At 34.4% G+C, this 22,026-nt stretch carries 20 protein-coding genes and 4 tRNA genes; 1 reads left to right on the top strand and 23 read right to left on the bottom strand.

Annotation, left to right across the window (positions count from 1 at the left end):
* Nucleotides 1-162: 162 nt before the first annotated feature.
* The 17 genes from rpoB to AC3E9W_RS19545 all read right to left on the bottom strand — a co-directional run bounded on the left by rpoB (nucleotide 163) and on the right by AC3E9W_RS19545 (nucleotide 12,856).
* The gene (gene rpoB, locus AC3E9W_RS19625) at nucleotides 163-3,975 is read right to left on the bottom strand and encodes a DNA-directed RNA polymerase subunit beta (protein ID WP_306158613.1); all 3,813 of its coding nucleotides are present in this window, start codon (nucleotides 3,973-3,975) and stop codon (nucleotides 163-165) included.
* A 266-nt stretch (nucleotides 3,976-4,241) separates the two neighbouring features.
* Nucleotides 4,242-4,613: a 50S ribosomal protein L7/L12 gene (gene rplL, locus AC3E9W_RS19620; protein WP_008466917.1), complete on the bottom strand. Its 372-nt coding sequence runs from the start codon at nucleotides 4,611-4,613 to the stop codon at nucleotides 4,242-4,244.
* 92 nt (nucleotides 4,614-4,705) lie between these two features.
* Nucleotides 4,706-5,209 carry a 50S ribosomal protein L10 gene (gene rplJ / locus AC3E9W_RS19615; RefSeq protein ID WP_091492767.1) on the bottom strand — a complete coding sequence of 168 codons (504 nt, stop codon included), beginning with the start codon at nucleotides 5,207-5,209 and terminating at the stop codon, nucleotides 4,706-4,708.
* Between the two features lie 22 nt (nucleotides 5,210-5,231).
* Entirely contained in the window at nucleotides 5,232-5,921 is a 690-nt protein-coding gene (gene rplA / locus AC3E9W_RS19610) for a 50S ribosomal protein L1 (RefSeq protein ID WP_008466920.1), read from the bottom strand.
* 13 nt (nucleotides 5,922-5,934) lie between these two features.
* Nucleotides 5,935-6,372: a 50S ribosomal protein L11 gene (rplK, locus tag AC3E9W_RS19605; RefSeq protein ID WP_008466923.1), complete on the bottom strand. Its 438-nt coding sequence runs from the start codon at nucleotides 6,370-6,372 to the stop codon at nucleotides 5,935-5,937.
* A 67-nt stretch (nucleotides 6,373-6,439) separates the two neighbouring features.
* Nucleotides 6,440-6,991 (bottom strand): transcription termination/antitermination protein NusG, encoded by a 552-nt coding sequence (gene nusG / locus AC3E9W_RS19600; RefSeq protein ID WP_008466925.1) that lies wholly within the window; start codon nucleotides 6,989-6,991, stop codon nucleotides 6,440-6,442.
* Nucleotides 6,992-7,001: 10 nt separating this feature from the next.
* Nucleotides 7,002-7,199, bottom strand: a complete 198-nt coding sequence (gene secE, locus AC3E9W_RS19595; RefSeq protein ID WP_125722465.1) for a preprotein translocase subunit SecE — start codon at nucleotides 7,197-7,199, stop codon at nucleotides 7,002-7,004.
* Nucleotides 7,200-7,217: 18 nt separating this feature from the next.
* A tRNA-Trp gene (locus AC3E9W_RS19590) sits at nucleotides 7,218-7,288 on the bottom strand.
* Nucleotides 7,289-7,346: 58 nt separating this feature from the next.
* Nucleotides 7,347-8,534, bottom strand: coding sequence for an elongation factor Tu (gene tuf / locus AC3E9W_RS19585; RefSeq protein WP_026730432.1), 1,188 nt, complete (start codon nucleotides 8,532-8,534; stop codon nucleotides 7,347-7,349).
* 55 nt (nucleotides 8,535-8,589) lie between these two features.
* Nucleotides 8,590-8,661 (bottom strand) — tRNA-Thr (locus AC3E9W_RS19580).
* A gap of 87 nt (nucleotides 8,662-8,748) precedes the next feature.
* Nucleotides 8,749-8,829: transfer RNA gene (locus AC3E9W_RS19575), tRNA-Tyr, on the bottom strand.
* A 61-nt stretch (nucleotides 8,830-8,890) separates the two neighbouring features.
* Nucleotides 8,891-8,964, bottom strand: a tRNA-Thr gene (locus AC3E9W_RS19570).
* Between the two features lie 90 nt (nucleotides 8,965-9,054).
* The gene (hpf, locus tag AC3E9W_RS19565; protein ID WP_125722466.1) at nucleotides 9,055-9,357 is read right to left on the bottom strand and encodes a ribosome hibernation-promoting factor, HPF/YfiA family; all 303 of its coding nucleotides are present in this window, start codon (nucleotides 9,355-9,357) and stop codon (nucleotides 9,055-9,057) included.
* 32 nt (nucleotides 9,358-9,389) lie between these two features.
* The gene (locus AC3E9W_RS19560) at nucleotides 9,390-10,283 is read right to left on the bottom strand and encodes a tyrosine-type recombinase/integrase (RefSeq protein WP_488769685.1); all 894 of its coding nucleotides are present in this window, start codon (nucleotides 10,281-10,283) and stop codon (nucleotides 9,390-9,392) included.
* An 89-nt stretch (nucleotides 10,284-10,372) separates the two neighbouring features.
* Nucleotides 10,373-10,567: a 30S ribosomal protein S21 gene (gene rpsU / locus AC3E9W_RS19555; RefSeq protein WP_026730435.1), complete on the bottom strand. Its 195-nt coding sequence runs from the start codon at nucleotides 10,565-10,567 to the stop codon at nucleotides 10,373-10,375.
* A gap of 248 nt (nucleotides 10,568-10,815) precedes the next feature.
* Complete coding sequence (locus AC3E9W_RS19550) at nucleotides 10,816-11,955, bottom strand: acyl-CoA dehydrogenase family protein (protein ID WP_488769684.1); 1,140 nt, start codon at nucleotides 11,953-11,955, stop codon at nucleotides 10,816-10,818.
* A gap of 13 nt (nucleotides 11,956-11,968) precedes the next feature.
* Nucleotides 11,969-12,856 (bottom strand): helix-hairpin-helix domain-containing protein, encoded by an 888-nt coding sequence (locus tag AC3E9W_RS19545; RefSeq protein ID WP_488769683.1) that lies wholly within the window; start codon nucleotides 12,854-12,856, stop codon nucleotides 11,969-11,971.
* Between the two features lie 264 nt (nucleotides 12,857-13,120).
* On the opposite strand from AC3E9W_RS19545, the gene AC3E9W_RS19540 reads away from it, so the two are divergent.
* Nucleotides 13,121-14,590, top strand: coding sequence for an APC family permease (locus tag AC3E9W_RS19540; protein WP_306158595.1), 1,470 nt, complete (start codon nucleotides 13,121-13,123; stop codon nucleotides 14,588-14,590).
* Nucleotides 14,591-14,649: 59 nt separating this feature from the next.
* Here the strand turns inward: AC3E9W_RS19540 and AC3E9W_RS19535 are convergent, their stop codons facing one another.
* The 6 genes from AC3E9W_RS19535 to AC3E9W_RS19510 form a co-directional block, all read right to left on the bottom strand.
* Complete coding sequence (locus AC3E9W_RS19535) at nucleotides 14,650-14,877, bottom strand: PspC family transcriptional regulator (protein WP_008466940.1); 228 nt, start codon at nucleotides 14,875-14,877, stop codon at nucleotides 14,650-14,652.
* Nucleotides 14,878-14,955: 78 nt separating this feature from the next.
* Nucleotides 14,956-16,227 carry a DUF2851 family protein gene (locus tag AC3E9W_RS19530; protein WP_488769682.1) on the bottom strand — a complete coding sequence of 424 codons (1,272 nt, stop codon included), beginning with the start codon at nucleotides 16,225-16,227 and terminating at the stop codon, nucleotides 14,956-14,958.
* Nucleotides 16,228-16,305: 78 nt separating this feature from the next.
* Nucleotides 16,306-16,788, bottom strand: a complete 483-nt coding sequence (locus tag AC3E9W_RS19525) for a 3'-5' exonuclease (RefSeq protein WP_488769681.1) — start codon at nucleotides 16,786-16,788, stop codon at nucleotides 16,306-16,308.
* A 78-nt stretch (nucleotides 16,789-16,866) separates the two neighbouring features.
* Nucleotides 16,867-18,228, bottom strand: coding sequence for a pyridoxal-phosphate dependent enzyme (locus tag AC3E9W_RS19520; RefSeq protein ID WP_306158580.1), 1,362 nt, complete (start codon nucleotides 18,226-18,228; stop codon nucleotides 16,867-16,869).
* A 48-nt stretch (nucleotides 18,229-18,276) separates the two neighbouring features.
* A complete protein-coding gene (locus tag AC3E9W_RS19515) occupies nucleotides 18,277-20,262 on the bottom strand; it encodes a putative porin (protein WP_488769680.1) in 1,986 nt (661 codons plus the stop codon).
* Between the two features lie 246 nt (nucleotides 20,263-20,508).
* Entirely contained in the window at nucleotides 20,509-22,023 is a 1,515-nt protein-coding gene (locus AC3E9W_RS19510) for a SusD/RagB family nutrient-binding outer membrane lipoprotein (protein WP_488769679.1), read from the bottom strand.
* Between the last annotated feature and the right edge of the window lie 3 nt (nucleotides 22,024-22,026).

Genomic DNA, 22,026 nt, shown 5'->3' with positions numbered 1-22,026 from the left:
TACTACCTCGGGTTACTTCTCTAAACCTCAAATCTAATTTGAAGCGCTAGTCATATAATGTATATGAAAAATCGGAACGGGTTACGGGTATAAATCTTTAAAAACTTATATAAATGAGTAATCAGTCCCGATTTTTATCGGGACCGATTACAAAACTTTTTATTATTCTTCCAAACGAAGATCTAATCCTAGACCTTTCAATTCGTGCATTAATACATTGAATGATTCTGGCAAGCCTGGTTCTGGCATAGTTTCACCCTTAACGATAGCCTCGTAAGTTTTAGCTCTACCAATAACGTCATCAGACTTAACAGTTAAGATTTCACGTAGTGTACTAGAAGCTCCATAAGCCTCAAGTGCCCAAACCTCCATCTCTCCAAAACGCTGACCTCCAAATTGAGCTTTACCTCCAAGTGGCTGTTGAGTAATCAACGAGTATGGTCCGATAGAACGTGCGTGCATCTTATCATCAACCATGTGTCCTAATTTAAGCATGTAAATTACACCCACAGTTGCTTTTTGTGCAAAACGCTCTCCAGTTCCACCATCAAATAGGTAAGTATGTCCAAAACGTGGTACGTTAGCCTCATCAGTCAAAGCATTGATCTCGTCTAGAGAAGCACCGTCGAAAATTGGAGTAGCAAATTTTCTACCCAAGTTCATACCAGCCCATCCAAGAACAGTCTCATAGATCTGACCAATGTTCATACGTGAAGGTACCCCAAGTGGGTTCAACACGATATCAACTGGCGTTCCGTCTTCCAAGAAAGGCATATCTTCATGACGAACGATTCTTGCAACAATACCTTTGTTACCGTGACGTCCTGCCATTTTATCCCCTACTTTCAACTTACGTTTCTTAGCAATATAAATCTTAGCTAATTTTAAGATACCAGATGGCAACTCATCTCCAACTGTAATAGTGAATTTCTCTCTTCTTAAAGCTCCTTGTAAGTCGTTCAGCTTAATTTTATAGTTATGAATTAAATCATTAACCATTTTATTAGTAGCATCATCAGCAACCCATTGACCTTTACTTAAGTGAGCGAAATCTTCTACTGCGTAAAGCATTTTTTGAGTATATTTTTTACCTTTTGGTAAAACTTCTTCACCCAAATCATTCATTACACCTTGAGATGTTTTTCCGTTAACGATCAAGAATAATTTCTCTACTAATCTGTCTTTTAATTCAACAAATTTAGTTTCGAATTCCATTTCAAGAGCTCCTAAAGCATCTTTATCTTGAGTACGTTTACGTTTATCTTTTACGGCTCTTGCAAATAATTTTTTGTCAAGAACTACACCATGTAAAGATGGAGAAGCTTTCAATGAAGCATCTTTTACATCACCAGCTTTATCTCCGAAGATTGCACGAAGCAATTTCTCCTCTGGAGTTGGATCTGATTCTCCTTTTGGTGTAATTTTTCCGATCAAAATGTCGCCAGGCTTAACCTCTGCTCCAATTCTGATCATACCGTTTTCATCTAAATCTTTAGTAGCCTCTTCAGAAACGTTAGGAATATCGTTTGTTAACTCTTCGTTTCCTAACTTAGTATCTCTAACCTCTAATGAATAATCATCAACGTGGATAGAAGTAAAAATATCATCACGAACTACTTTTTCAGAAATTACAATCGCATCCTCGAAGTTGTACCCTTTCCATGGCATGAACGCAACTTTTAAGTTTCTACCTAAAGCTAATTCTCCATTTTGAGTAGCATATCCTTCTGATAATACTTGTCCAGGAACAACTCTGTCACCTCTTCTTACGATTGGTTTCAAGTTGATACTTGTTCCTTGGTTTGTTTTTCTAAATTTAATTAAGTTGTATGTTTTCTCATCAGCATCAAAACTAACCATTCTTTCATCTTCAGTACGGTCGTATTTAATAGTAATGATATTAGCATCAACGTATTCTACAGTACCATGACCCTCAGCATTAATCAATACTCTTGAGTCAGAAGCAACTTGACGCTCTAAACCTGTACCAACAATCGGAGCTTCAGGACGGATCAAAGGAACCGCCTGACGCATCATGTTCGATCCCATTAACGCACGGTTCGCATCATCATGCTCCAAGAAAGGAATCAAAGATGCAGAAATCGAAGCGATCTGGTTCGGTGCAACGTCTGTATAATGAACTACATTTGGCTCAACAACCGGGAAGTCACCTTCCTCACGAGCAATAACATTGCTAGCTGTAATTTTACCAGTTTCGTCCATTTCAATGTTTGCCTGAGCAATCATTTTTCCTTCTTCTTCTTCAGCACTTAAGTAGATTGGAGTACTTTCTAAATCAACTACACCGTTAGTAACCTTACGGTAAGGAGTTTCGATGAATCCCATTCCGTTTACTTTCGCGTAAACACCAAGAGAAGAAATCAAACCAATGTTTGGACCCTCTGGAGTTTCAATTGGACATAAACGTCCGTAGTGCGTGTAGTGAACGTCACGAACCTCGAAACCAGCTCTTTCTCTCGAAAGTCCACCTGGTCCAAGTGCAGAAAGTCTTCTTTTGTGTGTAATCTCAGCTAATGGATTCGTTTGATCCATAAATTGAGATAACTGGTTAGTACCAAAGAAAGAGTTGATAACCGAAGATAATGTTTTAGCATTGATCAAATCGATTGGTGTAAACACCTCGTTATCTCTAACGTTCATTCTCTCACGGATAGTTCTAGCCATACGTGCTAAACCAACACCGAATTGTTGAGACAATTGTTCACCAACTGTTCTAACACGACGGTTTGATAAGTGATCGATATCATCAATCTCTGCTTTAGAGTTGATCAACTCAATCAAATATTTAACGATTGTAATGATATCCTCTTTAGTAAGCACTTGCTTATCCATAGGGATATCTAAATCTAATTTTTTGTTCATTCTGTAACGACCTACTTCACCTAAGTTGTAACGTTGGTCAGAGAAGAACAATTTATCTATAATACCACGAGCAGTTTCCTCATCAGGCGGTTCAGCGTTACGCAACTGACGGTAAATGTGCTCTACAGCTTCTTTTTCAGAGTTAGTTGGATCTTTTTGTAACGTGTTGTGGATAATAGCATAATCTGCTTGGTTATTATCCTCTTTGTGTAACAAAATAGATTTAACGTTAGAATCGATGATCTCTTCAACATTATCTTTGTCGATAATTGTATCACGATCAAGGATGATTTCGTTACGCTCGATAGAAACTACCTCTCCAGTATCTTCATCTACGAAATCCTCGTGCCAAGTGTTCAAAACACGCGCAGCAAGTCTTCTTCCAATATATTTTTTAATTCCTGTTTTAGAAACTTTAATTTCTTCTGCTAAGTCGAAAATTTCTAAGATATCTTTATCTCTTTCGAATCCGATAGCACGGAATAAAGTTGTTACAGGTAATTTTTTCTTTCTATCGATATAAGCGTACATTACGCTGTTAATATCTGTAGAGAATTCTATCCAAGAACCTTTAAAAGGAATTACTCTTGCAGAATAAAGTTTAGTTCCATTTGCGTGGAATGACTGTCCAAAGAAAACTCCTGGAGAACGGTGTAATTGAGATACTACTACACGTTCAGCACCATTGATTACAAAAGTACCGCTTGGAGTCATGTAAGGAATTGTTCCAAGATAAACATCTTGTACAATCGTTTCAAAATCTTCGTGTTCTGGATCTGTACAGTATAGTTTCAACCTAGCTTTTAATGGCACACTATAAGTAAGACCTCTCTCTATACATTCTTGAATTGTATAACGTGGTGGATCAACAAAATAATCTAGGAATTCCAATACAAAGTTGTTTCTTGTATCTGTGATTGGAAAGTTTTCCATGAAGGTGTTGTATAACCCTTCGTTGCCTCTTTCGTCAGATTTCGTTTCTAATTGGAAGAAATCTTTAAAAGATTTAACCTGTACATCCAAGAAGTCTGGATAATCAGGGATATTTTTTGTAGAGGCAAAATTCAATCTTTCAGTCTGATTTGTTATCATCAATGGACAAAATTTTGATTAAAAAAAAGTAATTTTTTTTGTGTAAATACACACTGTTTAATCTATACTTTCTTATTATAATCAATACATCTTTAAAAATTAAAACTTAAATAAGTTCAATCTTCTTTCTTCGTATTGATCTAAAACTTTTTCGTATTTTAAACTATGGGATAATAAAACTTGATATATATTTTATTATACGAAAAATGGTTTAGGCCTTTGAGTGTTAACCCAAGACCTAAACCTAGTTCTTAAACTGAGTTTAATTATTTAAGCTCAACAGTAGCTCCAGCCTCTTCTAAAGATTTTTTAAGACCTTCAGCCTCTTCTTTAGAAACACCTTCTTTAACGTTGCTTGGAGCACCGTCAACTACATCTTTAGCTTCTTTAAGACCTAAACCAGTTAATTCTTTAACTAATTTTACAACAGCTAATTTAGAAGCTCCTGCATCTTTCAATACAACTGTAAATTCAGTTTGTGCTTCTTCAGCAGCACCGTCTCCACCTCCAGCAGCAACTACTACAGCAGCAGCAGCAGGCTCGATTCCGTACTCATCTTTTAATATTGTTGCTAATTCGTTAACTTCTTTAACTGTTAAGTTAACTAATTGTTCTGCGAATTGTTTCAAATCTGCCATTTTTTCTATCGTTTAAAATGATTTGTGTAAAAAATATAATTTAATTATTGTGCGCTAATTAAGCAGTAAGGAAGCAAACTCCCTTACGTTGATTACTCTGCTCCTTCTTCTTCGCTTCCAGCGAATTTATTTTGTAAAGCAGAAATAATTCTTTGAGCTGGAGATTGTAATAATCCAATGATTTCTCCAATAAGCTCTTCTTTAGATTTAATTGTAGCTAATGCATCTAACTGATTATCTCCAATATATACTTCAGAATTGATGTAAGCTCCTTTTAAAACTGGTTTATCAGATTTCTTACGGAAATCTTTAATGATTTTTCCAGGTGCGTTAGCAACATCAGAAATGAAGATAGCACTGTTACCAGATAAAACTGTAGGTAAATCACCATAATCATTATCAGAAGCTTCCATTGCTTTTGCAAGCAAAGTGTTCTTTACAACCTCTAATTTGATACCTGCTTTAAAACAAGCTCTACGTAAGTTTGAAGTTGTCTCTGCGTTTAAACCAGAAATATCAGAAATGTAAATGATATTTGTACCAGCTAACTGCGCAGTTAAATTTTCAATCGCGATTGATTTTTCTTCTCTAGTCATACTAAAAATTTTTAACTACCAATTATACTGCTTTTGGGTCTAATGCAATAGCAGGACTCATTGTGCTTGTAAGGTGAATACCTTTGATGTATGTACCTTTAGCAGCAGTTGGTTTAAGTTTTATTAATGTTTGAATAATTTCGTGTGCGTTCTCAACGATTTGCTCAGCTCCGAAAGAAACTTTACCAATCCCAGCGTGAACGATACCAGTTTTATCAACTTTAAAGTCAATTTTACCAGCTTTAACTTCTTGAACAGCTTTAGCAACATCCATAGTTACTGTACCTGTTTTAGGGTTTGGCATTAAACCTCTAGGTCCTAAAATACGACCTAATGGACCTAATTTACCCATAACAGCAGGCATAGTAATGATCACATCAACATCTGTCCAACCGTCTTTAATTTTTTGTAAGTAATCGTCAAGACCAACGTGATCTGCTCCTGCTTCTCTAGCTTCCGCTTCTTTGTCTGGAGTAACCAATGCTAATACTTTAACGTCTTTTCCTGTTCCGTGAGGTAATGTAACTACACCTCTAACCATTTGATTCGCTTTTCTTGGATCAACACCCAAACGAACTGCGATATCAACAGACTCATCAAATTTTGCAGAAGCAACAACTTTAATTAATGCCGCAGCATCTTTTAAAGAGTATAATTTGTTCTTTTCAATTTTTGAAGCAGCCTCTTTTTGCTTTTTTGTTAATTTTGCCATTTCTTTTTCTTAATTAAAAAGGAGCATCTCCTGATACAGTTATACCCATAGATCTAGCTGTTCCAGCAACCATACTCATAGCTTTCTCGATTGTGAAAGCATTTAAGTCTGGCATTTTGTCTTCAGCAATAGTTCTAATTTGTTCCCAAGTAACGCTAGCTACTTTTTTACGATTAGGCTCACCAGAACCAGATTTTAGCTTTGCAGCTTCCATTAACTGAACTGCTGCTGGAGGAGTCTTAACAACAAAATCAAATGATTTGTCTTTGTACACAGTGATTTGCACTGGACAAATTTTGCCAGGTTTATCTTGAGTTCTAGCATTAAATTGCTTACAAAACTCCATGATGTTAACCCCAGCAGCTCCTAAAGCAGGTCCAACCGGTGGCGACGGGTTCGCAGCACCTCCCTTAACTTGTAGTTTAACTACCTTACTAATTTCTTTAGCCATTTTTAAAAAATTTAACACTGTAATCAATGGAAGCGATTACAATGGTTTATTATAGTGTAACAAAAAATTATACTTTTTCTACTTGCATAAAACTTAGTTCTAATGGAGTTTTTCTTCCGAAAATCTTAACCATTACCTCAAGCTTACGCTTCTCTTCATTGATTTTTTCAACAGATCCGTTAAATCCGTTAAAAGGTCCATCAATAACCTTAACCGTTTCTCCAACGCTAAATGGAATAGAACGAGTATCTGTATTAACAGCCAACTCATCCACTTTACCTAACATACGGTTTACTTCAGAAAGTCTCAAAGGAACAGGTTCTCCGCCTTTTGTCTCTCCTAAAAATCCAATAACACTAGTAATTGACTTAATAATATGAGGAATCTCACCAACCAAGTTAGCTTCGATCATAACATATCCAGGAAAATACACTTTATCCTTAGATGATTTTTTCCCATCTTTTACAGTAACTACTTTTTCTGTAGGAACCAAAACCTGAGAAACATAATCCTCCATACCTAATCTCGCAATCTCAGTCTCGATATAAGCTTTCACTTTATTCTCTTGACCACTAACCGCTCTAACTACGTACCATTTTTTCACATTATTATCTGCCATCACAAAAAAATTATCCTTTTAACCAGTTAAAAAATCCAGCCAAAGCTTTTGCAAAAAATTCGTCTACTCCCCATGTTGCCAAAGCGAATAAAATCGAAAATACAGCCACAACAATTGTCAATTTTTGAACTTCAGCCCAAGATGGCCAAGTAACATTTGACTTTAACTCTTCGAAAGCCTCTGATAAATAATTAGTAACTTTTGTCATTTGATATATTTTTTATTGCACGGGCGGAGGGATTCGAACCCCCATCAACGGTTTTGGAGACCGCTATTCTACCCTTGAACTACGCCCGTAATTAAAGCCAGTTGTTTCAATTAAGAATCAACTGGCTTTTTATTTATTTTAATAGAATTACTCTACGATTTCAGTTACCTGACCAGCACCAACTGTTCTACCACCCTCACGGATAGCGAAACGTAAACCTACGTTCATAGCGATTGGGCTTAATAAAGCAACCTCGATAGTTAAGTTATCACCTGGCATTACCATCTCTACACCTGCTGGTAAAGAAATAACTCCTGTTACGTCAGTTGTACGTACGTAGAACTGTGGACGGTAGTTATTGTGGAATGGAGTGTGACGTCCACCTTCTTCTTTTTTCAAGATATAAACCTCAGCTTTGAATTTAGCGTGTGGTTTTACTGAACCTGGCTTAATAATAACCATACCTCTTTTGATATCAGCTTTATCAATACCTCTTAACAATAAACCTACGTTATCTCCAGCTTCTCCTCTATCAAGGATTTTACGGAACATCTCAACTCCTGTAATAGTAGAAGTTAATTTTTCAGCTCCCATACCAATGATTTCAACAGGATCTCCAGTGTTAGCAACTCCAGTTTCGATACGACCTGTAGCAACAGTTCCACGACCTGTAATTGTAAATACGTCCTCAACTGGCATCAAGAATGGTTTAGCTACGTCACGTACTGGCTCTTCGATCCAAGCATCAACAGCTTCCATTAATTCGATAATTTTAGGTACCCAGTTTGGATCATTATTTAATCCTCCTAAAGCAGAACCTTGAACTACAGGACCATTATCTCCATCATACTCGTAGAAAGATAATAAATCTCTAATTTCCATTTCAACAAGCTCTAATAACTCAGCATCATCAACCATATCCACTTTGTTCATGAAAACAACGATTCTTGGAATACCAACCTGACGTCCTAAAAGGATGTGCTCACGAGTTTGTGGCATTGGACCATCTGTAGCAGCAACTACTAAGATAGCACCGTCCATTTGAGCAGCACCAGTAACCATGTTCTTTACGTAATCCGCGTGACCTGGACAGTCAACGTGAGCGTAGTGACGGTTAGCAGTTTCGTACTCTACGTGTGATGTATTAATAGTAATACCTCTTTCTTTCTCCTCTGGAGCGTTATCGATTTGATCAAACGATTTTGCTTGACAGTAACCAGCATCTGACAATACTTTTGTAATTGCAGCAGTTAATGTAGTTTTTCCGTGATCTACGTGTCCAATTGTACCTATGTTTAAGTGCGGTTTGGAACGATTAAAATTCTCCTTTGCCATTTTACTTAATTTTTAATCTTAGTTATATATTAATTTTCAATTTCCTACTTACTTGAGCCAATGTCGGGATTTGAACCCGAGACCTCTTCCTTACCAAGGAAGCACTCTACCCCTGAGCTACACCGGCAGAGAGTTCTGATTTTAGATTTTCAGAATTTAGATTTCAGATTTTTCTTCCAAAATCCACAATACCAAATCTCGACTTCTTGTTTTGTGGGGAGAGCAGGATTCGAACCTGCGAAGTTCACACAGCAGATTTACAGTCTGCCCTCGTTGGCCGCTTGAGTATCTCCCCTAATAATTTATGATTCCATTATTTTAAAGAACCAATTTCAAATCGTATTTGAAATTTTCTGAGCCGATAGAGGGACTCGAACCCACGACCTGCTGATTACAAATCAGCTGCTCTAGCCAGCTGAGCTACATCGGCGAATACATTAAAAAAGTCCGCTATTTCTAACGGACTGCAAATGTAGCTATTTTATCTTTTAATCAAAACATTTTTTAAAAAAAATTTCAATTAAATGTGCGCTCTAATTTTTTCCTTCCTTTTTACAAGTAAACGTTCTAACGATTCTGCCGAAAGCTCAACCGCCTCTTCAAATGTTTTACACTGTTTTTTTACCAGAAAATCATCACCAGGAACATTAATCTTTATCTCCACCATCTTATTCTCTTTATCACTCGTTCTTTCCACTTTCAAAAAAACATCTGATGAAACCACTCGATCGTAGTATTTCTCTAGCTTACCCATTCTTTCCTGGATAAAATCGACCAATTTTCTGTCGACAGTAAAATTAACTGCATGAACATCTACCTTCATAATAAAAATTTTAGGGTTAACATTTAGAACTGCTATTTATTTCTTGGATGCGCACCTCTATAAACTTTTTTAAGTTCCGCCAAACTATTATGAGTATAAACCTGAGTAGACGCCAAACTAGAATGCCCTAGCAATTCTTTAACTGAATTCAAATCTGCCCCATTGTTTAATAGGTGAGTTGCAAAAGTATGCCGAAGCACATGCGGACTTTTTTTTACCTTTTCTGAGACCCTACTAAAGTATGAATTTATTAAACGATAAACAAAAGATTCACTCAATTTTAACCCTTTTTTCGAAACAAAAAAATAGTCATAATCTGCTACACTTTCCAAACCATCTCTTTCTTTAATATATAAGTCAATTTGATCTGCAATAATTGGCAAGATTGGAATAATGCGTTCTTTATTTCTTTTTCCTAGAACTTTAATTGTATTATTTGAGCGATCTACATTTTTAATCATCAAGTGAATCAGCTCCGCCCGACGCATTCCTGTAACATAAAACATCTCCACAATAAGCTTATCCCGAATTTCTTCAAAACCAACAGGCACATCTATTACAGTAAGCAAATCTTGCAATTCTTTTTCTGAGAAAGGAATCTGAATTACTTTTGGCGTTTTTAAAGACTTATGCTTCAGCATCGGATTAATTTCAATCTGTTTTGTCTTTAAAAGAAATTTATAAAAAGCTTTTAAAGAAGCCATTTTTCTATTAATAGACACATTTAAAATATTCTGATCAACCAAAAAAACAATCCAACTTCTCACCTGACTATAATTTACCAAATCAGCATTTTCCTGATCAAAAGATTCTTTTAAAAATGACTCAAACGACATTATATCATTTAAGTAAGCCCCAACCGTATGTGAAGAATACTTCTTTTCTAATAAAAGATAATCCGAAAAAGCTTCTTTGTTCGTTTTCATTGAATCTAAAAATTAAGCATAAAAAAACCGTTAGCATCAAAATTAAAACATTTTGACCACTAACGGTAATTATTTTCGAAAAGCTAATACTAACTTTCTAAACTATCTTTCAAGCCTTGAATGTAAGCCGCTTTTTGGATTTGAGCTCTTTTGATAACAGAAGGCTTAATAAAAGCAGTACGTGCTCTTAATTGACGAACAGTTCCTGTTTTATCAAATTTTCTTTTATAGCGCTTTAATGCTCTATCGATATTTTCTCCGTCTTTAATTGGTATAATTAACATAATATAGACACCTCCTCTCGTTAAGGCTGCAAATGTATGTATTAATTATGAATTATGACTTATAAATTTTGAATTATTTTCACTAAACTCGATTTTACCGAGTATGCGTGAGGGATTGCAACGGAAATCCTTTTTGTTTTTTCTTTAAAAACAAAAAGATTATAGTGGAAAGCCCGACCCTAAAAACAAAAGCTTCTACGCGTTTGCTAAATGCTTTTGTTTTTAGGGGCACGCCCAAAATGATAGTTTTATTTTAGCAGATTTCTAGAAATAACAAGTTTCTGAATTTCAGTTGTCCCTTCTCCTATTGTGCATAATTTGGAATCTCTATAGAATTTTTCTACCGGATAGTCTTTGGTATAGCCATATCCTCCATGAATCTGAACGGCTTCATTGGCAATTTTGACACATGCTTCAGAAGCATACATTTTTGCCATAGCGCCTGATGTCGTAACTGGTTTATGTTTTTGTTTCAAGAAAGCGGCTTTATGAAGCAATAATTCTGAAGCCTCAATTTCTGTTGCCATGTCTGCCAACTTAAAAGAGATTCCTTGGAAATTACTAATTGGCTGTCCGAACTGATGTCTTTCTTTTGAATATTTCAATGCAGCTTCATACGCGCCTTTTGCAATTCCTAAAGACAGAGCACCAATAGAGATTCTTCCGCCATCAAGAATTTTCATGGCTTGAACAAAACCTTCGCCAACTTCGCCTAATCTATTTTCATCGGGAACACGACAATTATCAAAAACCAATTCGGCTGTTTCGCTTGCTCTCATTCCTAATTTATTTTCTTTTTTACCTGATGAAAAGCCTTTCATGCCTTTTTCGAAAACAAAAGCGGTCATTCCTTTAGAATCGCCTTTTTCACCAGTTCTCACTACAACAACTGCAACATCTCCCGAAATTGCGTGTGTAATAAAATTTTTAGCTCCATTTACAATCCAGTGATCTCCGTCTTTAACTGCCGTAGTATTCATTCCTCCAGCATCAGAGCCTGTATTGTGTTCTGTCAATCCCCAAGCTCCTATATGTTCGGCCGTAGCCAGTTTTGGAAGCCATTTTTTCTTTTGTTCTTCGTTTCCAAAAGTTAAGATATGATTGGTACATAAAGAATTATGAGCCGCAACAGACAATCCGATAGAAGGATCTACTTTTGAAATTTCTTCTATTACTGTAACATATTCATGATAACCCAAACCAGAACCTCCATATTCTTCTGGAACTAAAACGCCCATGAAGCCCATCTCGCCAAGTTGCTTAAACAACGGAATCGGAAAAATTTGCGCTTCATCCCATTCCATTATATAAGGTCTAATATTTTTTTCTGCAAAGTCTTTTATCGACTGTGCGATCATTAGTTGTGTTTCGTTGTAATCAAAGTTCATGAGTTAGTTTCTTTTAGAACTCCAAATATAAACTAATTATTTTTGCTTTTTCAACAGGAAAATCTTTAATTTTTGCTAAATCCTCAATATTATTAAAATTTCCGTTCATACTTCTATATTTTACTATTTCTCTTGCAAGTCCATATTTAAAGTATGAGAATTGAGCTAATTCTTTTAGTGACGCCTCATTTACATTTATTTTCTTCATGTTTGAGGGAATTTGAGCTTTAAAATGGCTGTTCAATTCATTTATGACTTCAGGCGAAAGCCCCCAAACGTCTTTCATCTGCTCCATCGACACAAATGCTCCTAAGATTTCTTTCTGCTTTAATATTCTTGAAGACAAGCCTTCTCCTATTCCGTAAATTTTCATCAAATCTTCTTGAGTTGCCTGATTAATATCCAAGATTGGGAGCTTTTCTTTTTTCGGAAAGCTTTTTACAGCAAATTCTTTTTTCTCTACAGGGGAATTACTTTTATTCTGTTTCCAATCTGGAAACTTAAACAAAGGAGAAATTTTATTTAATAATGAATCTGAAATTCCTGTAACTTTTTGAAATTCTTCTGCTGAGTTTACATATATATTTTCTTTGCGAAATGCCATTAAACGGTCAATTTCTTCTACCGACATTCCGAGTTTGTAACCTTTATAATCTGAAATAAAATTTGGATTGAAAAGATAAACCACGGGCTTTGCGCTTGTAAGGCTTAATTTCTCCTGATCAATTTCTGACTGCAGCGCTAGCCACTGCTCTTTTTCTACGTTACTGGTTTCTGAAATATTAAAATCAGCGAATAAATAAACCAGCTGCAAACCGATTATTAGAACAAAAAGCATAAAAATGCCTATTCGCTGCTGTTTTGTAAAATGGAAATACTTATTGAGAAACTTAAAATTCATGATAGAAAATACTTTTAAAAAACAATTTAAGAAAAATCTTTCAAATTTATTAAGAAAATTAGTAAGAAAAGTAGTTTTTAAAAAATTATCGAATCTGTTACAAAACCCCAATTAATTTAATGAATATCAATACTTAGAGAATCTTTCTTACGAGTACTGTAAAAAAAAGAAACATTTTATAACTTAAAAGATGATAATTGTTTTTATTTTTTACAAAAAACAATACATTTGGCACTTAATAACAATAAACCAATATTATATAGTATGTCAATAATGAGAGTTAAACCAATATCTGCCTTTGAGGCCGATATGAAAAAAAGTGATTTAAAAAGGGTTTTAGGAAAATGGAGCCTTACTGCAATTGGAGTTGGTGCCATTATTGGCGGAGGAATTTTTGTATTAACGGGTACTGGAGCCTATTACCATGCAGGTCCAGCATTAGCAATTTCGTTTATCATCGCAGGTATTGCTTGTGTTTTTGCGGCTCTTTGCTATTCTGAATTTGCATCAATTTTACCTGTAGAGGGATCTGCTTATGCGTATGCTTATGGTACAATTGGAGAAATTTTTGCCTGGATTATTGGGTGGGGACTTATTCTCGAATATGCAATGGGATCCATGACTGTAGCGGTTTCCTGGTCCGGATACTTCAATAAATTGCTAAAATTATTTCACATAAAACTTCCTGATTGGCTTACAACAGATCCTGCAAGTTATACTGGAGAAGGTTTCTCTATGAATCTTCCTGCTTTCTTGATCGTTATTTTAGTTATTTCATTACTTATTAAAGGAACAAAAAGCGCTGCCAAAGCAAATAATGCTATTGTAATCCTTAAAGTTTCGGCAGTAATCTTTGTAATTGTTGCTGGTCTTTTCTTCATCAATACTGCAAACTGGAGCCCATTTATTCCTGAAGCAACTCAAATTATTGAAAAAGAAACTACTCATAATGCTTACGGAATTGGAGGAATCATTTCTGGAGCTGCTGCAATTTTCTTTGCTTATGTTGGTTTTGACGCTGTTTCTACTCAAGCTGGAGAGGCTATCAATCCTAAAAAAGATGTTCCTTTTGCGATCATCGCTTCTTTATTAATCTGTACTACTTTATATATTCTAGTTTCTTTAGTATTAACTGGAATGATGAATTACCAAGATTTTAACCCGCTAGGAAAATATCCTGAAGCTATTAAAGCTCCTGTTGCTTATGCTTTTGATATTGCTGGACAAGGTTGGGCTGGTTCTATTATTACTGTTGCAGCTACTATTGGTTTAGTTTCTGTGTTAATGGTAATGATTATGGGACAATCTAGAATTTTCTTAGGAATGTCTAAAGATGGTTTAATTCCGCAAGTTTTCTCTAAAGTAAACCCAATTTCTGGAACACCAAAAACGAACTTAATGATTCTTGGTGGTATTATTGCAACAGTTGCTGCTTTTACACCAATTAACAAATTGGCCGATATGACAAGTTTTGGTACTCTGTTTGCCTTTACAATGGTTTGTATCGCAGTTTGGATTTTAAGAGTAAAACAACCAGGATTAAACAGAACATTTAAAGTTCCTGCTCTTCCGGTTATTGCTGTTTTGGGAATCGCGATCAATTCTTACTTAATTTTCAATTTAAGTTTAGACGCTCAATTATTATCATTTGGATGGCTTATAATTGGTATTTTAGTTTACTTTGGATATAGCAAGAAAAGATCTAAACTTAATAATACAACAAGCGAAGAATAATAAATACATCTTCATAAAAAATAAAAAAAAGCTCCAAACGTAAATTTGGAGCCTTTTTTTTATAAATCGAATACTGAAGTTCTTTTGGAACGGATTAAATCTTTTAGTCTAATCCAGAAAGCCAGAGTCAGGTAAACTCCAAATCCTAAACCGGCTGTGACAAAGGAAATGTAGATAAAAAACAATCGCACGCTTGTTACGCGCATTCCGAGTTTATCTGCTAATCTTGAAGAAACATGGAAACCATATTTTTCGAAGAAGAATTTAAGTTTTAAAATTGCTGACATCTATAATTTTAGATTTATTACTTGAGATTTTAGATTTACAAAAATACAAATTATATAATTATCTCATTTTCTAATTGGCTAATTATTTTTAAGCAATTCTACCCCTATTGCACATTTTAAACAAGCTTTGCGCTCACAATATTCATTTTTGAGTTCTAATAGGGTTTGGCTTTCAAATGCAGTTTTAGACTTAATTCCGAACGAATTGAACTTATCTATAATAGCATTTTTCTCTGAAGTGACTTCATTCATAAAATCAATTAAATCTTCGGCAATTGATTCTCCCATAATATTTGAATACGCAAATTGAAGCGGAATAATGGTATTGATAATTACTAAATCTATAAACGACTTAGAGAGCATTTTTAATTTCTTCGGACTTTCCTTATCAAACAGATAATGATTTTGCCAATAGGAACTTGCAGAGACATTTAACAAACGATATACAGCAGTAACAGATTTTAAATCAACTATTTTAGAAAACAGATTTTGGTGTTTATGATATAAAGCCGCCAATTGAGAAAGTCTAATCGTCGGAAAATTATCTGGACGAAGTTTAAAAAATTGAAGCGGATCTGTATACGTTTTTTCTATTTGATATTTATGTAATAGATAAAAGTAACGAAACTTTAAATCTTTATAATAAACGTCTTCTTTTTCTGCTTCTAATAAATTTGAAGTTCCAAAAAGAAGCGCTTCTAAATTTTCGACTTCAAAGCTTTCTTTTCGAATGACTGAAAAAGGAATTGCTTTAGAAATTTGCAAAAAAGAATTCCCATTCGTATTTAAACCAAAATTTTTAGCGAGAAGGCAAAATAAAACTGCTTCCCAATCTTGATTGGTTTCTTCTAATAATTGATGTATAAACTTTGACTTTCGTTCTAAACGCTCAGAAAACAATCTTTCTTGCCAGTTTTTGAAAACAAAGTCATCAATTTGCTTTAATTCTCTTTCGCAAGAAATCCATGTTTTTGGAGCAATCAATGCGGTATAATTTTCTATTATTTCTTTTGAAACATAATCTTTAAGAACCAAAACAGGTATTTCTGTATTGTTTTCTCTAAAAATAGCAGTATCATTCTCCCAAACCACATGAAGAATAACATTTTTATAGGCAGGGTCTTTCTCATGGTTATGAAGGTACCAGTCTGAAGATTTTAAATGAATCTCGACATTGCCAGCCCATTTTTGATTTCCAATTTCTATGTGAGCATTAAAGAAATCAGGTCCAGAAAGTTCTAAATAATCACCTGTTTTAATAATAGTAATTGATTCGTTTTGAACAGATTTCAAATTCAAGGTATCAAATTTCTTGAATTTCCAGAGATAATGAAGGAAGTCTTCTTTCATTTAGATTTTATAGTATGATTACAAAATCTAAAAGTAATTAAATTTTAATATTATTCTTACAAAATAAAAGAAATATTTTTAACGAAGCATATACAGCTTTGCGCAAGCTCTTGCATCAGATAACGCTTCGTGATGATTGAGCTGAATTTCCATCTCACGGCAACAATCACTCAATTTGGTTGGCTTGATGCCTTTAGCTTTATATATTTTGACCGTGCATTCCCATTTCAAAGCGATATTTAAATCTTCATAATTTAAACCATGCAATAGCATCGTTTTCATCAAAACATTACGATCAAAGCTTTCATTATGCGCTACGACAACTCTGTTTTTTAGTCGTTTTTCAATTTCGGGATAGATTTGAAAGAAAGATTTTGCATTGACTGTATCTTTTGGATAAATGCCGTGAACGCGAATTGTAAACGGATTATATTCATTGTTCGGCGGTTTGATTAGTGAGACATATTCATCAACGATAACTCCGTTTTCAACTGTAACAATACCTACAGAACAAGGATGATATCCTGTCGCAGTTTCAAAATCAATAGCAGTAAAATTCATTTTCTATTTTTAAAAGACAAATCCATAAACCCAATTGAATTACAATAAGGGTTTATGGATTATTTTGTTTGAAATGGCTTATTTTATTGAGCCAATAATGTCATATTTGGTAATAATGTGATGATGTCCGTTTCCTAAATCAACCAAAACAGCATCGTTTTCTTTGCTGAAAAGTTTTGAAACTTCTTCAATTGGTGTTCCTAATTTTACAATCGGGAAAGGTTTGCCCATTACATCCTTAATTGGTTTTTCGGCAACGTTTTTATCGGCAACGTAGCTTCTAAATAAATCTGTTTCGTCTACAGAACCAACAAATCCGTTGATGTCAACAACTGGAATCTGCGAAATTTTATATTTACGCATACGCTCAATGGCATGAGAAACCAGCTCTTCAGTACGAACGACGATCAATTCTTTATCGATATGATCTTTGATAACATCTTCTGCTTTTGTTACGTTTTCTTCTAAGAATCCGCGCTCACGCATCCAGTCGTCATTGAACATTTTTCCGACATAACGGCTTCCAGAATCGTGAAATAATACCACAACAACATCTTCTGGTTTAAAATGCTCTTTCAGCTGCAATAAACCTTTTATACAAGCTCCTGCTGAATTTCCAACAAAAATTCCCTCTTCAAGAGCAATCTTTCTGGTATAAACAGCTGCATCTTTATCGGTAACTTTTGTAAAACCGTCAATTAAAGAAAAATCAACGTTTTTAGGTAAGATATCTTCTCCGATACCTTCTGTTATATAAGAGTAGATTTCGTTTTCGTCAAAGATTCCCGTTTCGTGGTATTTTTTAAAAACAGAACCGTAAGTATCAATTCCCCAGATTTTAATATTCGGATTTTTTTCTTTCAAATATTTTCCAACTCCAGAGATCGTTCCTCCTGTTCCCACTCCTACCACAAAATGTGTAATTTTCCCGTCTGTCTGTTTCCAGATTTCTGGTCCAGTCTGCTCATAATGTGCCAAAGAATTTGACATGTTATCATATTGATTCACATACCAAGAATTTGGAGTTTCTTCTGCTAAGCGCTTAGAAACTGAATAATAAGAACGTGGATCTGTCGGTTCTACATCTGTAGGACAAACGACAACCTTTGCACCAACAGCACGAAGAATATCCATTTTTTCTTTAGACTGTTTGTCTGAAATCACACAAATTAATTTGTAACCTTTTACGATTGCAACAAGTGCAAGTCCCATTCCTGTATTTCCTGAAGTTCCTTCAATAATAGTTCCTCCAGGTTTTAGTCGGCCATCTGCTTCTGCATCTTCAATCATTTTTACAGCCATTCTGTCTTTTACAGAATTACCAGGATTAAAGGTTTCGACTTTTGCCAATACTAACGCATCAATTTCAGCAACAATTTTGTTGAGTTTTACAAGCGGCGTATTGCCTATTGTTTCTAAAATATTATTTGAAAAGTCCATTTTGTATTATTTAAATATTTGATTTTATAATAAATCTTCAACTCTTTTTTATTCGAACCAATTCCAAACCAAACCAAAACGCAACACAAAGTCACGATACGGATTATTAGGCGTTGCATAATAATTACTTTGTGAAAATAAAGCATTAAAGTGCTCTGCTTTTAAATAAAAACGCGTTTGGCGTATTCTGGCATTTACGAAGAAATCGAATGTTGCAAAACCTCCGATTTTTTTATCCTGCTGCACAAAAAATTCGGCGATTACAGGATTATAATCATCTCCATAATATTTTGTCATATAATTAAATACAAGTCCCGTTTGCATAAACAATGCCTTTTTAAAGAAATGACCAGAATAATAGAATGTATTTCTAGTTACAAAATCAGGCACATTTAAAATTAAATCGGACTGATCTACTTTCTGATATAAAAGGGTATTATCTAAAGCAAATTTTCCAAATTTAAATTCACGGCTTGCTTTTATTTCTAAATAATTAATTGCATTTCCGTATTGAAAAGGTTTTACAATTTGTATGTCTGCTGCTTTCTGCGCAACTGAGGCATCATCTTTAAAATATAAATGATCGTTTAAAACGGTGTATTGAACTTGACCTGTCAGCCAAGGTGTTGTAATTTCTGCACTTAATGAATTAATTTTTTCATTCTTAAAATCATTCGACCAATTGTACTGAATCCAACTACTTTGATAAAGATTATAATTGTTATTAGGCAATTTATTGATGTTACGATACCTGAAATCAAACTTAATTTTTTCGCTCATATCGTAACGCAGCTTAGCATCTAAATCTGAAAGAGATTGGTTGGTAATTGATCTTGAATATAAAAATCTACCATTCCATTTGTTTTTTTGGTATTCGTACTGAGCACCAAAATTATTAAACTGCAAAAACAAATTGTCTGGAACTGCATTTCCAGCTGTATCCACGATAATTCGGTTGTACTTATAATTAGATCTGTAATCGTCTATAAAAAACATGAATTTACCTAACAGCGAATTTTCATAAGCTGCACCTACTTTATTATAAAGTCTCTCATATTTAGTCTGATCATTAATATTACTTGCCGCATACGAATCTCCAAATCGCGGTATGCGTTTTGTCGTGCCATCACTACCAGTTACACTTGAAAGTATGGTTGGCTGTTTATATTCGTAAGCTTTATACTCGTAATTAAATTGGTGCGTAATGTATAAATTATTGCTTCCATCATTCGGATTTACTCTGAAGGCATGATCAAAAAACAATCTTCTTCCTTTTAAAAAGGATTCTGCATCGGTTAAATAAACCTGTAAACGTTGTCGATTTTTATAATCTGGATTATCGCTTTCAAAATCAGTATCATTTGTAATACCTCCATTTTCTTCATTTAAGATATCTTGATTTGCAAAATGTGCATTTATTGCATATCGTCTGCTGGTTGTAGCATAACTAGTTGTAATTCTTAGATTTCCTGCACTAACCAACTGATTAATATAATCTCCCTCTGATCTTAAACCCTTGTACGCAATAGAGAAATTTAGATTTTTAGAAACGTTTAACGTGATAAAAGAATCTACATTCTGTCCTTTATTAATAGTAGTGTTAAAAAACAACTCTGTAAAAGGTGTTGCAACAGAATAATATCTAATTTGATCTGCTTGCATATAAATAGAATGTTTTCCGGTAAAACCAATTTCTGGATACGGAGAAAAACTTGTCAAGCTATATTGCAGCGTATTTAAAGGCTGTCCAATATTAGAAAATTCCTGAAGTCCAAAAAGATCTCTTCTTAGGTGATTTTGCCTGTAAGCACTTTTAAGAGTCAGCGATGTATCGGCATAAATGGTATCGTGTTCTAAAGTGACAATTTTATATTGGTCTATTGTCGCTATTTTTTTCTTTTTCTTTTTTAGAGTATCCGTAATACTAGAATATTCCGAATTCATATCTAAATTACTTTTAGAAGCTGGTTTTTTTTCTTGCGAAAACAATAATGTTGGAACAACTAATAGATATAAAAAAATGAATATTCTCATTTGATGGCTTTGTATAAATTTATTTTGACAAATTTGCTAAGCAAAGGTAAGATAAAAAGGTATAAACGAAAAAACATAATATATAATATGAAATTGAAATAATTTCGGTCTTTTGGAAACGAAAACCCCGTATACAAAAGTATACGGGGCTTTCAAAAAAAATCAAAATATTTATTTTTCTTATTCCCTTAAGAGGGTATAATTATTTTAAATCTTCAACTTAATTGCTTATGGATTATTCTAAAATTAGAACTTATCCCAGAACAATTTAGTGTTTAATAAATCTCCACCAATATCAGCAGCAGCTTTAGTATAGTTTGCTTTATTGATACTTGTTTCAACTCCTGGATAAGTATATCTAACAGGCACAGTAAAAATAAGTTTGTTGATAGCTGCCTGAGGCGCTTTTAAAACTGGGAAATCCAATCTTCTGTAAGACGTCCATGCTTCGTATCCTCTGTTATAAAGAGCAAACCATGCTTGATTACCGATCTTCTCTTTATATGTTGCTCCACTTAAAGCATTGTTATAATCTACTTTTGGACTTGCAATGTAAGCATCAATAGCAGCAGTATTAGTCACTCCCCAGTCTGCCATAGAAGCCTTAATACCTTCCTCGTAGTAAACTTTTGCTTGAGCAGAACCACCTGGAATTAAATTTTTCTCAGCAGCTTCTGCCAATAAGAAATTCAACTCAGCGAAATCAAAGATAGTTCCTGGGAAAACTGGATTGTTTAATGTTGAAGTTATCTGAGAATATGATGTATAAACGTTACCTGCACCATAAGTACCTCCTACGAAAGTTCTTCCTGTAGGAATAACTGGAGCTGGAGAAGTTAGGTTAGTAAAATATTTAGGCATCCTTGGGTCACCTCCAGGAACAACAGCATCCATAGCAGAAACAAAAGGCTCAGCAGGAATAAAATCAAATCTCTGGCTTGTTACTAAATCTGCATACAATGGGTTTTGATTTCCTGATGTAGTCAAATAAGTCAACTTTGTATTATCTTGATTACCAGCCAAAGCACCAGAAGCAAGAGCTGCTTGAACTTGAGTAGTTGCATAAGCAGGATCAACATCTGACATATTAACTGCCATTCTAATGATTAACGAGTTAGCAAATTTTGCCCATTTAGCATTACTTGCAGCATTACCAGAATAGATAATATCTGCTGAACCAAAGTTAGCTACAGTATTATTTGCTTTTAAAACTGCAGCAGATGCACTTAATCTTTTGATAAGATCTTGGTAAATAGTTTTTGCATCATCATAAGCTGGTAAAGGATATTTCTGGATATCAATTGCCTGAGAATAAGGAACGTTTCCAAAAGTATCTACCAATACACTATAAGCATAAGCTTCTAAAATATCGATAAGCGCTAATTTATTTTGCTTAGTTGCCTCATCTGCAGGAGTTGCTGTAGCTGTTGCTGCAATCATAACTCTTGCATCATGAAAATCTGCTAGAACATCTCTGTACAAAACCAAAAAGTGAGTATCAGGAATTTTTCTGTTTGTAATATTATACTGACTTTCATCAGGATAAGTCGTCTCTGTCCATTGCTGTGCAAATAATCTAAAAACGTTATTATTCACACTAGTGCTAACCATTTGATCGACTAATTTCTTCTCAGCATTTGTAAACAAAAATTCTGCTTTGGTTGTTGTTGGCTTTTTAGGATCAACATTCATATCTGTAATGTCCTGGCTGCACGAAACCATCATACCCACCACAGACATTAATAAAAGTACTTTTTTCATGAT

The sequence above is a fragment of the Flavobacterium sp. 38 genome, from assembly GCF_057799715.1.
The sequence above is the reverse complement of the archived record's forward strand: the minus strand, read 5'-3'. Positions and strand labels throughout refer to the sequence as shown.

Coding starts and splice junctions, on each gene's coding strand:
- rpoB (WP_306158613.1), bottom strand. CDS start 3,975: ATGATAACAAATCAGACTGAAAGATTGAATTTTGCCTCTACAAAAAAT.
- rplL (WP_008466917.1), bottom strand. CDS start 4,613: ATGGCAGATTTGAAACAATTCGCAGAACAATTAGTTAACTTAACAGTT.
- rplJ (WP_091492767.1), bottom strand. CDS start 5,209: ATGACTAGAGAAGAAAAATCAATCGCGATTGAAAATTTAACTGCGCAG.
- rplA (WP_008466920.1), bottom strand. CDS start 5,921: ATGGCAAAATTAACAAAAAAGCAAAAAGAGGCTGCTTCAAAAATTGAA.
- rplK (WP_008466923.1), bottom strand. CDS start 6,372: ATGGCTAAAGAAATTAGTAAGGTAGTTAAACTACAAGTTAAGGGAGGT.
- nusG (WP_008466925.1), bottom strand. CDS start 6,991: ATGGCAGATAATAATGTGAAAAAATGGTACGTAGTTAGAGCGGTTAGT.
- secE (WP_125722465.1), bottom strand. CDS start 7,199: ATGACAAAAGTTACTAATTATTTATCAGAGGCTTTCGAAGAGTTAAAG.
- tuf (WP_026730432.1), bottom strand. CDS start 8,534: ATGGCAAAGGAGAATTTTAATCGTTCCAAACCGCACTTAAACATAGGT.
- hpf (WP_125722466.1), bottom strand. CDS start 9,357: ATGAAGGTAGATGTTCATGCAGTTAATTTTACTGTCGACAGAAAATTG.
- AC3E9W_RS19560 (WP_488769685.1), bottom strand. CDS start 10,283: ATGAAAACGAACAAAGAAGCTTTTTCGGATTATCTTTTATTAGAAAAG.
- rpsU (WP_026730435.1), bottom strand. CDS start 10,567: ATGTTAATTATACCAATTAAAGACGGAGAAAATATCGATAGAGCATTA.
- AC3E9W_RS19550 (WP_488769684.1), bottom strand. CDS start 11,955: ATGAACTTTGATTACAACGAAACACAACTAATGATCGCACAGTCGATA.
- AC3E9W_RS19545 (WP_488769683.1), bottom strand. CDS start 12,856: ATGAATTTTAAGTTTCTCAATAAGTATTTCCATTTTACAAAACAGCAG.
- AC3E9W_RS19540 (WP_306158595.1), top strand. CDS start 13,121: ATGTCAATAATGAGAGTTAAACCAATATCTGCCTTTGAGGCCGATATG.
- AC3E9W_RS19535 (WP_008466940.1), bottom strand. CDS start 14,877: ATGTCAGCAATTTTAAAACTTAAATTCTTCTTCGAAAAATATGGTTTC.
- AC3E9W_RS19530 (WP_488769682.1), bottom strand. CDS start 16,227: ATGAAAGAAGACTTCCTTCATTATCTCTGGAAATTCAAGAAATTTGAT.
- AC3E9W_RS19525 (WP_488769681.1), bottom strand. CDS start 16,788: ATGAATTTTACTGCTATTGATTTTGAAACTGCGACAGGATATCATCCT.
- AC3E9W_RS19520 (WP_306158580.1), bottom strand. CDS start 18,228: ATGGACTTTTCAAATAATATTTTAGAAACAATAGGCAATACGCCGCTT.
- AC3E9W_RS19515 (WP_488769680.1), bottom strand. CDS start 20,262: ATGAGAATATTCATTTTTTTATATCTATTAGTTGTTCCAACATTATTG.
- AC3E9W_RS19510 (WP_488769679.1), bottom strand. CDS start 22,023: ATGAAAAAAGTACTTTTATTAATGTCTGTGGTGGGTATGATGGTTTCG.